Origin of the sequence: Micromonospora pattaloongensis (assembly GCF_900107255.1) — a bacterium.
GTDB lineage: Bacteria > Actinomycetota > Actinomycetes > Mycobacteriales > Micromonosporaceae > Micromonospora_I > Micromonospora_I pattaloongensis.
Genome location: NZ_FNPH01000014.1, coordinates 55,890 through 69,488, shown reverse-complemented (window position 1 = coordinate 69,488; position 13,599 = coordinate 55,890). Strand labels below are relative to the sequence as shown.

General features: G+C 75.0%; 13 protein-coding genes. 7 read left to right on the top strand and 6 right to left on the bottom strand.

Going from position 1 to position 13,599, the window contains the following annotated elements:
- Nucleotides 1-4: 4 nt before the first annotated feature.
- A complete protein-coding gene (locus BLW47_RS23120) occupies nucleotides 5-829 on the top strand; it encodes a protein phosphatase 2C domain-containing protein (RefSeq protein ID WP_091562229.1) in 825 nt (274 codons plus the stop codon).
- Here BLW47_RS23120 and BLW47_RS23115 read toward each other — a convergent pair.
- The 3 genes from BLW47_RS23115 to BLW47_RS23105 form a co-directional block, all read right to left on the bottom strand.
- Nucleotides 805-2,292: a dynamin family protein gene (locus BLW47_RS23115; RefSeq protein WP_217634921.1), complete on the bottom strand. Its 1,488-nt coding sequence runs from the start codon at nucleotides 2,290-2,292 to the stop codon at nucleotides 805-807. The genes BLW47_RS23120 and BLW47_RS23115 overlap by 25 nt on opposite strands.
- A complete protein-coding gene (locus BLW47_RS23110; RefSeq protein WP_245736984.1) occupies nucleotides 2,289-4,169 on the bottom strand; it encodes a dynamin family protein in 1,881 nt (626 codons plus the stop codon). The genes BLW47_RS23115 and BLW47_RS23110 overlap by 4 nt, the downstream gene beginning before the upstream one ends.
- A gap of 81 nt (nucleotides 4,170-4,250) precedes the next feature.
- Nucleotides 4,251-5,177: an IniB N-terminal domain-containing protein gene (locus BLW47_RS23105; protein WP_091562218.1), complete on the bottom strand. Its 927-nt coding sequence runs from the start codon at nucleotides 5,175-5,177 to the stop codon at nucleotides 4,251-4,253.
- Between the two features lie 342 nt (nucleotides 5,178-5,519).
- Here BLW47_RS23105 and BLW47_RS23100 point away from each other — a divergent pair, with 342 nt between their 5' ends.
- The 5 genes from BLW47_RS23100 to BLW47_RS23080 all read left to right on the top strand — a co-directional run bounded on the left by BLW47_RS23100 (nucleotide 5,520) and on the right by BLW47_RS23080 (nucleotide 11,093).
- Nucleotides 5,520-6,866, top strand: a complete 1,347-nt coding sequence (locus tag BLW47_RS23100) for an Hsp70 family protein (RefSeq protein ID WP_091562215.1) — start codon at nucleotides 5,520-5,522, stop codon at nucleotides 6,864-6,866.
- A 17-nt stretch (nucleotides 6,867-6,883) separates the two neighbouring features.
- The gene (locus BLW47_RS23095) at nucleotides 6,884-9,457 is read left to right on the top strand and encodes a helix-turn-helix transcriptional regulator (protein ID WP_217634920.1); all 2,574 of its coding nucleotides are present in this window, start codon (nucleotides 6,884-6,886) and stop codon (nucleotides 9,455-9,457) included.
- Between the two features lie 54 nt (nucleotides 9,458-9,511).
- On the top strand, nucleotides 9,512-9,934 hold the full coding sequence (locus tag BLW47_RS23090; RefSeq protein ID WP_091562207.1) for a roadblock/LC7 domain-containing protein: 423 nt from the start codon (nucleotides 9,512-9,514) through the stop codon (nucleotides 9,932-9,934).
- A 69-nt stretch (nucleotides 9,935-10,003) separates the two neighbouring features.
- Complete coding sequence (locus BLW47_RS23085) at nucleotides 10,004-10,318, top strand: DUF742 domain-containing protein (protein WP_091562318.1); 315 nt, start codon at nucleotides 10,004-10,006, stop codon at nucleotides 10,316-10,318.
- Between the two features lie 76 nt (nucleotides 10,319-10,394).
- Nucleotides 10,395-11,093, top strand: a complete 699-nt coding sequence (locus tag BLW47_RS23080; protein ID WP_091562203.1) for a cellulose binding domain-containing protein — start codon at nucleotides 10,395-10,397, stop codon at nucleotides 11,091-11,093.
- A 3-nt stretch (nucleotides 11,094-11,096) separates the two neighbouring features.
- Here the strand turns inward: BLW47_RS23080 and BLW47_RS23075 are convergent, their stop codons facing one another.
- Nucleotides 11,097-11,978: a phosphatase PAP2 family protein gene (locus BLW47_RS23075; protein ID WP_091562201.1), complete on the bottom strand. Its 882-nt coding sequence runs from the start codon at nucleotides 11,976-11,978 to the stop codon at nucleotides 11,097-11,099.
- Between the two features lie 57 nt (nucleotides 11,979-12,035).
- The gene (locus BLW47_RS23070) at nucleotides 12,036-12,563 is read right to left on the bottom strand and encodes a hypothetical protein (RefSeq protein WP_091562197.1); all 528 of its coding nucleotides are present in this window, start codon (nucleotides 12,561-12,563) and stop codon (nucleotides 12,036-12,038) included.
- 157 nt (nucleotides 12,564-12,720) lie between these two features.
- On the opposite strand from BLW47_RS23070, the gene BLW47_RS23065 reads away from it, so the two are divergent.
- Nucleotides 12,721-13,074: a hypothetical protein gene (locus BLW47_RS23065; RefSeq protein WP_091562194.1), complete on the top strand. Its 354-nt coding sequence runs from the start codon at nucleotides 12,721-12,723 to the stop codon at nucleotides 13,072-13,074.
- A 4-nt stretch (nucleotides 13,075-13,078) separates the two neighbouring features.
- Here BLW47_RS23065 and BLW47_RS23060 read toward each other — a convergent pair whose 3' ends face one another.
- On the bottom strand, nucleotides 13,079-13,546 hold the full coding sequence (locus BLW47_RS23060; RefSeq protein WP_091562191.1) for a ribose-5-phosphate isomerase: 468 nt from the start codon (nucleotides 13,544-13,546) through the stop codon (nucleotides 13,079-13,081).
- Between the last annotated feature and the right edge of the window lie 53 nt (nucleotides 13,547-13,599).

Genomic DNA, 13,599 nt, shown 5'->3' with positions numbered 1-13,599 from the left:
CGGCATGCAGGTCACGATGGCCACCAGCCCGTCCCGGCCCGAAGGGCCCAACGAGGACTTCACCGCCGCGCTCCCGCACGCCGCCGTGCTGCTCGACGGCGCCGGGATCCCCGTCAACGACAGCTGCGCGCACGGCGTGGCGTGGTACACGCGCCGGCTCGGCGCGGCGCTGCTGGCCGGGCTCGCCGCCGACGACCACCAGGAGCTCACCGCGATCCTCGCCGCGGCGATCGGCGAGGTACGCGACCTGCACGCCGACACCTGCGACGTCGACAGCCCGGACAGCCCGTCGGCGACCGTGGTGCTGCTCCGGCTCGACGGCGGGCGCGCCGACTACCTCGTGCTCGCCGACTCCGTGCTGCTGCTCGACACCGCCGACGGGGAGCCGGTCGTCATCTGCGACGAGCGGAACGCGACCTTCGCGGCGCAGCACCGCGCGGCGATGATCGCCGCGTCACACGGCACCCCGGAACAGCACCGGGCGCACCTGGCGTACATCGAGGCGGTGCGGGTGCACCGGAACCGGCCGGACGGCTTCTGGGTGGCGGCGGCCGAGCCGCGGGCGGCGTACGAGGCGCTCACCGGCAGCGTGAGCGTCGGTGACCTGCGGGCCGTGGCGCTGCTCAGCGACGGCGCCGCCCGGCTCGTGACCCCGTTCGCGCTGATCGACTGGGCCGGCCTGGCGGAGCTGCTCCGGCAGGAGCACCCGGCCGAGATCGTCACCGCGGTACGCGCGGCCGAGCACTACGACCGCGACGGCCAGCGGTGGCCGCGGGCGAAACTGCGCGACGACGCGACGATCGCCTACTGCACGCGGCTCGGCGGATAGCCGCCGGCCAACTCGGCGAGCATCCCCTCGCAGCTGCGGACGATCACCTGCGCCGCCCGCCGCTGGTCGAGGTTGAGCAGCGGATCCTCGGAGTGGTCCTGCCACCGGCCCAGCGCGTCGGCCCCCAGCTCCCAGAGCTCGCCGATGCTGGCCTGGTAGTCGATGCCCAGCCGCGCCGCCAGCGCCGTGCCGTTGCCGCCGATCAGCCGCACCGCCTCGGCCGACAGCTCGGCGTCGAGGCTCAGCTGCGCGTCGGCCAGCGCCGCAAGCAGCCGCAGCTCCCGGAAGTCGTGCGCGCTCGCCAGGATCTGCTCCAGCCGCGCCGACAGCTGGGCGCTGCCCTGCCGGGGCTCGGCGCGCAGCACCCGTTCCAGCGCGGCGAGCGCGGAGCGGGCCTTGAGCACCTCCGCCCGGTCCACGAAGTACCGGCCGAGCGCTTCACGCAGCTCGGTGAGGCCGCTGCGCCGCACCAGCTCGGCGGAGAGCTTCGGCCGGCTGTCGAAACCGGCGCGGATCAGCGTCGTGGCCAGCCGTACCCCGAAGAGACCGAATCGTTCCAGCAGGCCGCGCCGCAGCCCGGCGTCGAGCGACGCCGGGAACGCCGGCCCCACGAAGCGGTCGGTGGAGAGCAGGTACGGCTCGAGGTCGGCGCGCGGCATCGCGGCGAGCACGGCGAGTGCGCCGAAGTCCCCGTCGATGAGCACCCGCCCCGCGAGCGCGACCAGCCCGCCGAGAGCGAGCACGCTGACGCAGAGCGCGCCGACCCGCGGGTCGCGGCGGTGCCGCCGGGCCAGCTGCCGGGCGGTCAGCAGCGCGTCGACCCGGCCGCCGCCCACCTCGTCGGCGCGGGACAGCACCAGCAGGACGTTGACCGGCGCCGCGTTCGCCACGGCCCCTTCCTGCGCACGATGCAGGAACCGCAGGTCGCTGTCGCGGGCGTCGCGGGTCAGGTAGAGCACGGCATCGGCGTCGTCGAGGATCCCGTCGCCACCGTCGGCCCGGCCGTCGTCGCCGGCGCCGGCCGGCAGCGCCGGCGTGTCCACCAGCGTCATGTGCCGAAGCGTCCTGCTCGGCCATTTCACCACGATCTCGGTGACGTGGTCCGGCCGCGGGCCGGACAGCTCGACCCGCATCCCCCGCGTCGACCGCGTCACCGGCAACTCCTGCACGACGCCCCCGGCGGAGTACGCGGTCGCGCGCGGCGCCGGCCCGTCCTCGTACCAGGTGACGGTCTGGCGACCGTCCCCGACCTCCACCGGCGCGACCTCCTCGCCGAGGATCGCGTTGATCAGAGTCGACTTGCCGGACTGCCACGGGCCGGCGACGGCGATCCGCACCGGCTGCTCGAAGCGCGCGAGCTGGTGGCGCAGGTGCAGGGTGGCGCGCGGGCTGTCCTGGTAGACGCGCAGCGCCTCGTGCAGCAGCGCCCAGACCGACTCGTCGAGGCGGTCCATTCCGCTCATACCCGCGGCCCCAGCGGCACCCGGGACGCGGTGGCGCGGCCGGTCAGCAGCTCCTGGGCCTGCTCGTAGAGCGCGCCGAGCCGCTTCATCTGCTGCTCGATCTGCCGTTGCCGCTGGTCGCGCTCGACGGCGTCCGCGTCGGCCGCCTGCTTCGCCGTGCGGAACGACTGGACGATCGCCTCCTGCAGCTCCTCGGTCACCGCCGTGAAGTGGTCCCGCAGCGTCCGCTGCACGTTGCGGACCGTGTCCTTGCAGTCCTTGTTCAACTTGATGAAGAAGTCGTCGACGTGCCGCTGGACGGCGCCCTTCGCGACGGCCTGCCGGCGTTTCAGCAGGCTGCGGCTCTCGTCGTGGATGCTCTTGCCGCCGAAGAGCGCGCCGGCGCCGAGCGAGATGGGGTTGATCAGGGGCATCCCGGCGAGGGTGGTCGCCAGCCCGAACATCAGCAGGCCACCATATGAGCCCTTCAACCCGGTGATGACCTTCTGGACCGGGGTGAACCGGTCGACCGGCGGCTGCTCGATCGCCGAGAGGTGGCTGCCGGGGTCCTGCGGCGTGGTGAGGGACCAGTCGGGGGCGGCGTCGTAGCCGTAGCCGCGGAAGTTGTCCGCGACCCGCTGCGCGATCCACTCGCAGCGCTGCACCAGCCACTCGTAGTTGGCCTCCGCCGCCTCGACGAGATTGCTCTCCAGCCACTCCTGGAACGTCTCCCACGCCGGCACCGGGTCGGCCTCGTCGAACGCCTCGTCGACCTTGCGCAGGATCTGCCGGGTCCGGTCGCGCAGGTCGTATTCGATGTCGCTGATCAGGTCCGTTACCTCGTCGTTGAGCGAGTTCTGCCAGCGCGCCGAGAGCCGGCGCAGCTCGTCGACGGCCCGCTGCGCCTCCCGCAGCCTCGACATCGGACCCGAGTCGTCGGCGTCGTCGCGAGTGGACAGTTCGGCCCGGAGCGGCGCGGCGAGCTGCTCGATGACGGTACGGGCGGTGAGTCCCGCGGTCGCTCCGGCCAGCACCTCGTTCTTCCGGCTCAGATCCCGGCTGAGCCGCGCGATCAGCTCGGGGAAGCCGGATTCGGCGTTGATGTCCCGGTCGTTGCTGCGGGCCGCCCGCAGGCGCAGGGTCGCGGAGACCGGGATGAGCGCCGCCGGGATGCCGGCGTTCGCCAGGTGGTGGCGGTTGCGCTCGGCCACGGCGCGCCACTGCGGCGCGATGTCGATTTTGCTGAGCGCGACGATGATGTGCGGATGCGACTGCAGTACGTGCAGGAGCAGGTTCAGTTCGGTGACGGAGAGTTCGCGGGTCGCGTCCGACACCATCACCACCACGTCCGCCCGGGCGAACCCGACCGTGCCGTTCATCACGCGGGCCGGATCCTGCGTGTCGGTCCCCGGTGTGTCGATGAGCACCAGCCCGGTGGCGAGCAGCGCCCGTGGCACCCCGACCTCGACGTGCACCGATTCGTCGGCCGTGCGCTGTCGCAGCTTGCCCCCGATGCCGGTGGCGACCTGCTCCATCGGCAGCGGGATCCGGTCCTCGGCCCGGGACGCGTCGGCCGCCGGCCGTCCGGCCACCGGCAGCGGGCTGCGGACCAGCACCGCCGACGGGGTCTCGGCGTGCTGCACCACGGTCGGCAGCGCCGTCGTGGGGCCGTCCCCGACCGGACAGACGGGGGCGTTGATCAGGGCGTTGACGAGTTGGCTCTTGCCCTGCTTCGGTTCGCCGATCACCAGCACCCGCAGCCTCGGATCGAGCAGTTGCGCGCGCTTCTGGCGGAGCCGCTCCAGCAGGTCGGTGCGGCCGTGGGCCACACACAACCGGGCGGTCTCGTCGAGCACGTCGAGCCAGATCGGCGCCATCACGGCACCAAGTGTGCTCATTTCGACGCTGTTATCAAGCGGTCGGGGGTCGGACCGACCACCAGCGATCCGACCCCCGACCGAGCGTGCCGAGCTGCTAACTCAGAGCAGCCCGCCGAGCAGGCCGTGCCCCGACGCGTCCGCCGAGGCGTCCGCCTGCGCGTGGCCCTGCACGCCCAGACCACCGGTGATGCCGCCGACCGTGCCGGTGACGCCGCCGAGGACCCCGTCCACACCCAGGCCGTCCACGGTGCCGCCGACCGTGCCGGTCACGCCGCTGACGACGCCGTCCACGCCCAGGCCGTCCACGGTGCCGCCGACCGTGCCGGTCACGCCGTTGACCAGGCCGGTGACGCCCAGCGAGTCGACGGTGTGGCCGACGGTGCCGAGCGCGTTGCCCGCGATGCCGGTCACGCCGTCGCCGAGCAGCCCGTCGACGGTGCCGCCGAGGCCGCCGCCCACCAGGCCGTCGGCGGTGCCGCCGACGCCGGCGACGACGCCGTCGACCGTGCCGACCGCGCCCACCGCGTCCTGGGTGACCGGGTTGAGCACACCCGCGTCCAGCGTGTGCGCCACGTCGTTCACGCCCGACAGGTCCGCGGTCACGCCGTCGGCGCCGAGGCCCACGCCGATCCCCGGCAGCACGGAGGCGGCGATGTTGCCGAGCCCGCCGGCGTCCACGCCGATCACGCCGAGGGCGCTGACGTTGACGTCGGCGGTGTGCGAGCCCGCCGCCCCGACGTTGAGGCCCTGCGCCACCGTGGTGAGCTGGCCGATGACGCCCAGCGGGTCCGCGCTGACGGTGCCGAGGCCGAGGCCGGTGTCGCCCAGCACGTCCAGCGACGTGATGCCCTGCACCGGGACGGTGTCCAGCACCAGCGGAACCACGTCCTGCACGTCAGCGGCGGTGATGTCGCTGAGCCCGGCGGCGCGCAGCGCCCCCTCGGGGTCGAGCTCGAACGCCGAGCGCGCGTCGGCGTTGGTGAGCAGGTTGAACACGAAGTCGTGCAGGGTCTGAGTGGTTTCCATCTGCCGGATCTCCTTGGGGAACTACGAGGGGTAGCGGCTCACCACGCGGTCGCACCGATGGAAAGCTGTGCCGGTGAGATCGCGGTGCCGGGAAGAAACGTATGGATCGGGGGCCGCACCGGACATCGGGGACGGTTCCCGTATCTGCGCGGCCGCGACTAGGGCCGGGATCACCGATCACGTTAGGGGCTTAGGGGATCAACGGCGCCGGGATTTAGGGTCCCAGTGGTGGAGCGATCTCTGGTACGAACAGGGGGGCCCGCACGGAACGCACCGTAAGGGTGAGGCGCGCGCCGGATCGGCACCGGCGGCAGCGCCTCGTAGCGGTTAAGGATTGGTCGGATGCCCTACGTCCTCGGGATAGACATCGGCAGCACCTGCACGAGTGCTGCGGTTTCCCGGTTCCGGGACGGCAGTTGGAGCCCGCCGGAGCCGGTCCGACTCACCGCGCAGTCCCACTCGGCGCCCTCCGTGCTCCACATGACATCGCACGGCTCCCTCACTGTGGGTGACCCTGGTCAGCACGTGTCGACGATGGATCCGACCCGGATGGCCCGCGGCTTCAGCCGCCGGATCGGCGACGACGTCCCGTACGTCGTCGGCGGCGAACCGTTCACCCCGCACGCCCTGACCGCCGTGCTCGCGATGTGGGTCGTCGAGCGGGTGCTGGCCCAGGAGTCGCGGTACGCCGAGCAGATCGTGCTCAGCCATCCGGCCTCCTGGGGCCCGTACCGCCGCGATCTGCTGCGTGGCGCGCTGTGGGAGCTGGGGCTGTCCAACGTGACGCTGCTGCCCGAGCCGGTGACCGCCGCCGAGAGCCACGCCGCCCGCGGTTTCACCGCCGCCGCCGACGGCGCGTGGGGGGTCTACGCGCTGGGCGGCAACGGCTTCGAGGCGTCGGTGGTGCGCCGGGCCACCCACCACGCCGGGTTCGAGCTGGTCGGGGCGCGGCCGGCCGTCCAGCCGCTCGGCGGCGCCGACTTCGACGAGGCGCTCGTCGGCCACGTACGGGCGCGGCTCGGCCGGGAGCTGACGGAGCTCTCCCCCGCCGACCCCCGCACCCGCCCGGCGCTGGCGGAGCTGCGCGAGGAATGCGGCCGGGCCAAGGAGACGCTGTCGGTCGCCACCGAGGTCGACGTGCTCGTGCAGCTGCCCCACCGGGTGGCCCGGGTGCCGGTCACCCGCGCCGAGTTCGACGAGCTCATCCGACCGGCGCTGCTGCCCACGGCGGAGACGCTCGCCGACACGATCCGTTCCTGCGGGCTGCGCCCCGAGCAGCTCCACGGGATCCTGCTGGTCGGGGGCGCCACCCGGATCCCCCTGGTGGCGGAGGTGCTCGCCGCGCGGTTCGGCGTACCGCTGGGGGTCGAGCCGGAGCCGCAGCTGACGGCGGCCGCGGGCGCGGCACTGGCGGCGGGCCAGATCGTGTCCGGGCCGACGCGGCCGCGACCGGATCCCGCGTGGGCACCGACCGCGGTGGCCCGCACGCAGCCGACCGCGCAACCTCCGGCGCCCGTGGTGGACGACCGCGACGACCACGCGGGCCCCACCGTGCCGCCGCCGCCCCGTCCCCCGGTCAACATCACCCCGCTCAAGCTGCCGCGGATGCGTTCCGCGTCCCGACTCGTGCCCGGCCGGCCCCCGCGTGCGCTCCCCGGCCACGCCGACCGCACGCTGGGGCTGACATGACACCGGTGAGGCCCCTGTTGAGTCTGCGCACACCCCTCCAGCCGCAGCCCGTCCTGGACGCGCCGACCAGAGCGCTGATCGCGGCGGTCGAGGCCGACCCGCACGCGCCGCTCTGCGTCGGCATCCAGGCCCCCGGCGGGTACGGCAAGACCGTCCTGCTGCGCGCGCTGGAGCGCAGCTACCGGCAGGCCGGGGTGACGGTCGTCGACGCGTGGCAGGACCGGACCGCGAACCCCGGTCCGGACAGCGTGGTGCTGGTCGACGACGCGCACCTGCTCGACGAGGATCGGCTGCGGGAGCTGGCGCGGCTGGCCGTCCCGGGCGGGCCCCGGCTGGCGATCGGCTACCGCCCCTGGCCACGCCCGCCGGCAATGGCGGAGCTGACCGAGCTGCTGCGCCGCACCGCTCCCCCGCTGCTGCTGCACCCGTTCACCCCGGACCGCACCGCCGCCGCGCTCCGGCTCCTGGCCGGCGCCGACGTCCGTCCGGCCACCGTCGAGTTCGTCCACGCGCAGACCGCCGGGATCCCGCGGTTCGTCGACCGGCTGGCGCGGGCGCTGCTCGGCACGGACGGCGCCGGGGTTCCCGGGCAGCTTCCCCAGTCCGCGATCCTGCCGTTCGCGTCGGACCTCGACGGCCTCGACGACGAACTCCGGCGGCTGCTGCTTGCCGCCGCCGCGGACGTCGACCTCCCCATCGATCTGCTCGGCGCGCTGCTGTCGACGGAGCCCGCGCGGGTGGACGCCCTGCTGACCGCGGCGCGGGCCACCGGACTGCTCGGGCCGGACGACCGCCTGCCCCCGATCGTGAAGCGGGCGGTCGCCGCGCTGAGCCCGGCCACCCACCGCGTCGCGGTGTGGCAGCGGCTGGCCGAGTTCCAGCTCCGCCGCGGCGGCCCCGTGCTCCCGCTGGCCCGGCCGCTGCTCGGCCTCGGCGTCGCCGGCGCCGCGCTGGCCGAGATCTTCGAGGCGGCCGGGGACGAGGCGCTGCCCGTCGAGCCGGCGCTCGCGGCCGAGCTCTTCGCCGCGGCCGGCGCCGCCGGCCGGCCGACCGCCGCGCGCCGGGCCCGCGCGACCGCGCTCGCCGGTGATCTCGACACCGCGCTGCGGCTGGCCGACCGCCTGATCGCGGTCGACCACGCGCCGGACCGCGCCGAAGGGGCCTCCGTCGCCGCGACCGCGCTGGCCCACCGCGGCCACCTCGGCCGCAGCGCGGAGCTCTACCGCTGGTCGGGCAGCGCGTCGTCGGCGGTCTTCGGCGCCATCGGCGCAGCCGGCGCCGGCGACCCCGCGACGCTGACCCGGGTGGTGGCGGACCCGCCGGTCGACGGCCCGCCGACCCTGCTGGCCAGCGCGGCGCTGCTGATGGCGCGCGGCGTACGGGAGACGCTGTCCGGGGCACCGACCACCGCGCTCTCCGCGCTGGTGCAGGCGGCGGCGCTGCTCGAGCCGGCGGGCCAGGCCGTGCTGCTGCCCGACAGCCCGGCGGCGCTCGCCGCGCTGGTCGCCCTGCACAGCGGGGAGTTCGAGATCGGTGAGTCCGCGCTGGACCGGGCGGTCGCGACCCGCACCGGCGGTCCGCTGTTGGCGCGCCGGCACCGCCTGCTGTACGCGTGGGCGCTGATGCTGCGCGGCCGGACCGCGGCCGCCGCCGAGCACCTCGTCGGCGTCACCGCCGGGGGCGCCCGGCTCGAACCACGGGACCTGCTCTTCGCCACCGGCCTGGAGGTCGGGATCGCGCGCCGCAACAGCGACCTGGCCGCGCTGCACCGCGGCTGGTCGCACGCCCGCGACGCGCTCGTCCGGCACCCCGTCGACCTGTTCACGTTGCTGCCGCTGGGCGAGTTCGCCATCGCGGCCGCGCGCCTCGGCGAACAGGCCCGGCTCGGCACCCACCTGGAGGCGGCCCGGCTGCTGCTCGAACGGCTCGGCGACCCGCCGCTCTGGGCCGCGCCCCTGCACTGGAACGGCCTGCACGCGGCGATCGTCGCCGAGCAGCCCGACGTCGCCGACGAACACGTCGCCGCGCTGGCCGCCACCGCCGGACACACCCGGTACGGCGCGGTGGTGGCGGCCGCCGCGCAGAGCTGGGTGGAGGTGCTGCGCGGGACGGTCGACCCGGTGCGGGTGGAGGCCGCCGCCCGGGGCCTGCACGACGCCGGGCTCTCCTGGGACGGGGCGCGACTGGCCGGTCAGGCGGCGATCCGGACGTCCGACCGGCGCGCGATGACGACGCTGCTGGACTGCGCGCGGCTGCTGCAGGGCCGGCCGGCCAGCCACAAGGGGGCCGCGGCCGGCGCCGACGCCCCCGCCGAGCAGATCGCGGAGGCGTCACCGACGCCGAACGAGGGGCGGCTCAGCGACCGCGAGCTGGAGGTGGCGGACCTCGTCCTGGCCGGACTGACGTACAAGCAGATCGGCGACCGGCTGTTCATCTCGGCGAAGACCGTCGAGCACCACGTGGCGCGGATGCGGCAGCGGCTGGGGTGCGCGAACCGGGGTGAGCTGCTGGCCCGACTGCGGGACATGGCCGCCGACCGCGCCGGCGACCGCCGAACCCGCCCGCCCTGGCCCCGACGCCCCACGGAGTGATCCCGCACGACCCGTACGCCCGGACCCTCGACGACGGCAGAAAGAGGACGACAGGTGGCGCTTCCGACGGTCACGACCGGCAACCTCGCGCAGTTACTGGACCAGCTCGTCGCCCGGGTGCCGGAGGCCGAGCACGCGGTCGCGCTCTCCCCCGACGGGCTGCTGCTCGCCGCGACCACCGGGGTGGACGAGGAGCTCGCCGAGCAGCTCTCCAGCGTGGTGGCGGGGCTGCGGGCGCTGGCCGTGGCGGCCGGGGAGCATTCCGGCAGCGGCGGGGTCCGCCAGATCATCGTCGAGATGGGCAATGGGTTCCTGTTCATCGCCGCGACCAGCGGCGGCGCGATCCTCGCCGTGCTCTTCGCCGCCGACTCGGAGGTGGCCTCCATCGCGTACGAGGTGGCGCTCTTCGCCGGCCGGCTCGACCTGCACCTCCCACCCTTCGGCGATCCGTCGCGACCGCCGGTCACGGCAGGGTGATCCACGGTGGAACCGTCGCAGGTGCGCCCGCGGTACGGCGACGACGGCCCGGTCGTCCGGCCGTACCTGATGACGCGCGGGCGGACGGCGCCCAGCCGGGGCGCGTTCGACCTGATCACGCTGGTGATCGCCCGACGGCCCCCCGCGCCGGAGCAGGCCGCGACGCTCTCCCCGGAGGAGGCCGAGCTCCTCGCCCGGTGCGCCGGGCCGTGCTCGGTCGCCGAGCTCGCCGCCGAGCTGGATCTGCCGGCGGGCACCGTGCGGGTGCTCCTCGGCGACCTGCTGGAGGCCGGACTGATCGAGGCGCACCAGCCGCCGACGCCCGCCGACGCGGTGCCGGACGGCCTGCTGCGGGCGGTGCTCGTCGGGTTGCGCGCGCTCTGACCGGCGCGCCCGCGGTGACCCGTCGCGCCCCCGCCGACCGGCTGGCGCGACCTGACAACGTACGGAAGGAAACCTCGTGACGCAGCGCCCCCGGCGGACGGTGCCCGTCGCCCTGCTCGACCTGACCGCGGTCCCGCTGACGGCGCTGCGTGATCGGCTCCGCGCCGCCCGGCGGCGGCTGGGCGACCGGGCCCTCAGCGGGATCGCCGCCGGGGCGCTCGCCGTCCTCGGCGGCGTCGCCACCATCGTGGTGGTGCTGCTTCCCGGCCCGCGCCCGGTCGTTCCGGCCTCCGCGCCGCCGCCGGCCGACGCGGCCGCGACGCCGCCTGCGGGCAGCCCCGGACCGCACGCCGGCGCGGCCTCCCCGGTGTCGCTCGCCGCGCCCGGGTCGTCTGCTCCCGCCCCGACCGATGGGCGCCGGACACCGCGGCCGGAGTCGACGCCGGTCGTGCTCACCGCGCGGTACGCCACCCTCGACAGCACGCTGCTCAGTCATCGGGTCTCGGTCGTCATCACCAACCCCGGTGCCGCACCGGCGGCCGGCTGGACCCTGGTGGTCACGGTCCCCGGTCGGGGCCGCACCGTGACGCAGGTGAGCGGGGCGCAGGCGCGGCAGTCCGAGCAGACCTGGACGTTCGTCCCCGAGTCCGGCGGCCCGCCACTGGCGCCCGGCCGCTCGGTGGAGGTGCGGTTCACCGTCGGCGGCGCGCTGCTCGGGGCCGCCCCGACCGAGTGCACGGTCGATGGCCGCCCCTGCGAGATGACCGCGGACTGACGCTCAGCCGGTCCGCCGCAGCACCACCCGGTGCACGGGGGCGAGCACGAGCGCCATCACCAGTGCGGCGGTCCCCGCGATCGCGGCCGCCCCGCCGCCGTACGCGACGGAGAGCCGCCGCCGGCTGAGCTCTTCCGGGGGAATCGCCGACACCGGTTCGTTCACGGTGAGGGCGACCGCGGCGGCCGCCAGCAACAGCACCCCGGCGAGCGCCAGCAGGGTGACCGCGAGCCGGTGCCCGGCCCCGGGCTCCATCTCGGCGCTCGCGGGTTGGGTCAGCACGAGCACGAAGCCGGCGAACGCCGCCCACGCCCCCACCATCAGCAGCGACGCCACCGCGTCGCTGGGCCGGTGCCAGCCGGCGGACAGAGTGGCGACGCCGGCGACCGCGGCGTATGCGGCGCCCAGGACCGCCGCCAGGCCCCGTACCCGCGCCGGCACCACCAGCACCAGGGCCACCGCGACCGACGCGGCGACCGCGGTGTGTCCACTGGGGAGGCTGTTGCCGGCGCCGGCGCGTTCCGGGTCGATCCCGAGGTCGGGCCGGACGGTCAGGTACTTGACGAGCTGCGTGGTCAGGTTGGCGCCGAGGACGAGCAGAGCGGCCATCAGCGCGAGCATGATGCGGCGCCGGATCAGCGCGATGAAGACGATCACCGCGGTCGCGATCGCCAGCGACGCCACCGACATCGCGTTGAGGACGGTGTCGGTGATGCCGTCGACGCGGTCACGGCCGATGCTGTTGCCGGCCAGCCCGAGCGTGTCGAGCTGCTGTCCGCGTCTGGTGTGGACGAAGAACCACCACACCTGGATGAAGACCGCGACGTGCACAGCGGCCAGCAGAAGTAGGACCGCCGCCATCAATCCCTTTGACCGACCTCGCATGCGCGGCAAGCTACCCCGCGAGGCCGGCGCGGAATCACCCGGTCCGGCGAATTCTCGTCAGAACAGGCCGGACAGCCAGTTCCACGCCGCCACGACCCACTCCGTCTGACGCAGGTAGGCGATGCCGACGGCGACCAGGAAGGCGCCGGTGATCAGGTGCGAGGGCCGGGCGGTGCGCCGCGTCCGCCGCAGATACCGCTCCAGCACCACGCGGCCGATCAGCCGGCAGAGCGCGAACAGCCCGATCGCGACGAAGAGGCTGAGCAGAAAGGCGAGGACCGGGCTGGTGAGGTTGCCGCGCGCCGAGATCGCCCAGATGCCCCAGCAGACGAACGCGAAGAGCCCGCCGGCGCCGCTCCACTCGCCGCCGCGGCGCAGCTGCGCCAGGTGGTACGCCATCGGCCGGCGCGGCTGCGGCTCGACCGCCTCGGGCCAGCCCGTGCCGGTCGGCTCGTGCGCCGCGTCGAAGCCCACCGTGCGCGGCTCGACGCGCGGGCCCACCTGGGCCACCCCGCGATGGAATGCGCCCGTCCGCGGCGGGGCCTCCACCGTGCGCTCCGCCCAGTGCTCCGTCTGATCTGTCATGATTCCTCCCCGCGGCCCGCGACCCCGGACCCGCCGCCGCACCCCATCCATCTTGACAGAAGCGACCCGACAAAACGGTCGCCGAACCCGCGCCGTTGGCGTTGAACGCGACGGAAGGTGTCGCGACCGCGGTCGGCCGGCGCGGTACGGTCGGCACATGGCGGATCCCGAGCGGCGGCGACGCCGCCTGCGGCACTCTCCCCCGGGCGGCGTCGACGACGCGGGCGACCGCTTCGCGACCACGGCCGACGTGAACGACCCGGAGCCGACGGCCGGCCGGTCGCGACGGGGCGGCGGCGCGGCCGGGGCGTCGGCCGAGGAGCGCGAGGCCGAGCGCGGGCTGCGCGGCCTGGTGGGCTCGGGGGCGTCCCAGGTGAGCGTCACTGCGGCGCTGCGGGCCCGGGACGCCGCCCGGCCGAGCGACGCCGACCTGGCCGAGGCCGAGCAGCGGCTCGTGGTCGTGCGCCGCAACTGGGTGCCCCGCGAGGAGCTGCCCCGCAGCGGGCGCTGACCCGTTACGGAAGCTCGGGCAGCTCGCCCGACTCCTCGTACGCGCCGACCTGCGAGATGCGTCGGCTGTGCCGCTCGCCGCCGGAGAACGGGGTGGTCAGGAACGCCTCCACGATTGCGGTCGCCTCGTCGAGGGTGTGCTGCCGCGCCCCGATGGCGACCACGTTGGCGTCGTTGTGCTCGCGCGCCAGTTGCGCGGTCTCCACGCTCCAGGCCAGCGCCGCCCGAACGCCCCGGACCTTGTTCGCGGCGATCTGCTCGCCGTTGCCCGAGCCGCCGATGACCACGCCGAGACTGCCGGCGTCCGCGACCACCCGGGTGCCGGCGTGGAAGCAGAACACCGGGTAGTCGTCGTCCGGGTCGAAGACGTGCGGCCCGACGTCGACCACCTCGTACCCCTGCTTGCCCAGGTGGTTGACGAGGTGCACCTTCAGCTCGTAGCCGGCGTGGTCGGCTCCCAGGTAGACGCGCATACCGCGCAGTCTGTCAGCCCCGGATCCCGGCGGCGTGCGCGGGGACGCCCGCC

Coding starts and splice junctions, on each gene's coding strand:
- BLW47_RS23120 (WP_091562229.1), top strand. CDS start 5: ATGCAGGTCACGATGGCCACCAGCCCGTCCCGGCCCGAAGGGCCCAAC.
- BLW47_RS23115 (WP_217634921.1), bottom strand. CDS start 2,292: ATGAGCGGAATGGACCGCCTCGACGAGTCGGTCTGGGCGCTGCTGCAC.
- BLW47_RS23110 (WP_245736984.1), bottom strand. CDS start 4,169: ATGAGCACACTTGGTGCCGTGATGGCGCCGATCTGGCTCGACGTGCTC.
- BLW47_RS23105 (WP_091562218.1), bottom strand. CDS start 5,177: ATGGAAACCACTCAGACCCTGCACGACTTCGTGTTCAACCTGCTCACC.
- BLW47_RS23100 (WP_091562215.1), top strand. CDS start 5,520: ATGCCCTACGTCCTCGGGATAGACATCGGCAGCACCTGCACGAGTGCT.
- BLW47_RS23085 (WP_091562318.1), top strand. CDS start 10,004: ATGACGCGCGGGCGGACGGCGCCCAGCCGGGGCGCGTTCGACCTGATC.
- BLW47_RS23075 (WP_091562201.1), bottom strand. CDS start 11,978: ATGCGAGGTCGGTCAAAGGGATTGATGGCGGCGGTCCTACTTCTGCTG.
- BLW47_RS23070 (WP_091562197.1), bottom strand. CDS start 12,563: ATGACAGATCAGACGGAGCACTGGGCGGAGCGCACGGTGGAGGCCCCG.
- BLW47_RS23065 (WP_091562194.1), top strand. CDS start 12,721: ATGGCGGATCCCGAGCGGCGGCGACGCCGCCTGCGGCACTCTCCCCCG.
- BLW47_RS23060 (WP_091562191.1), bottom strand. CDS start 13,546: ATGCGCGTCTACCTGGGAGCCGACCACGCCGGCTACGAGCTGAAGGTG.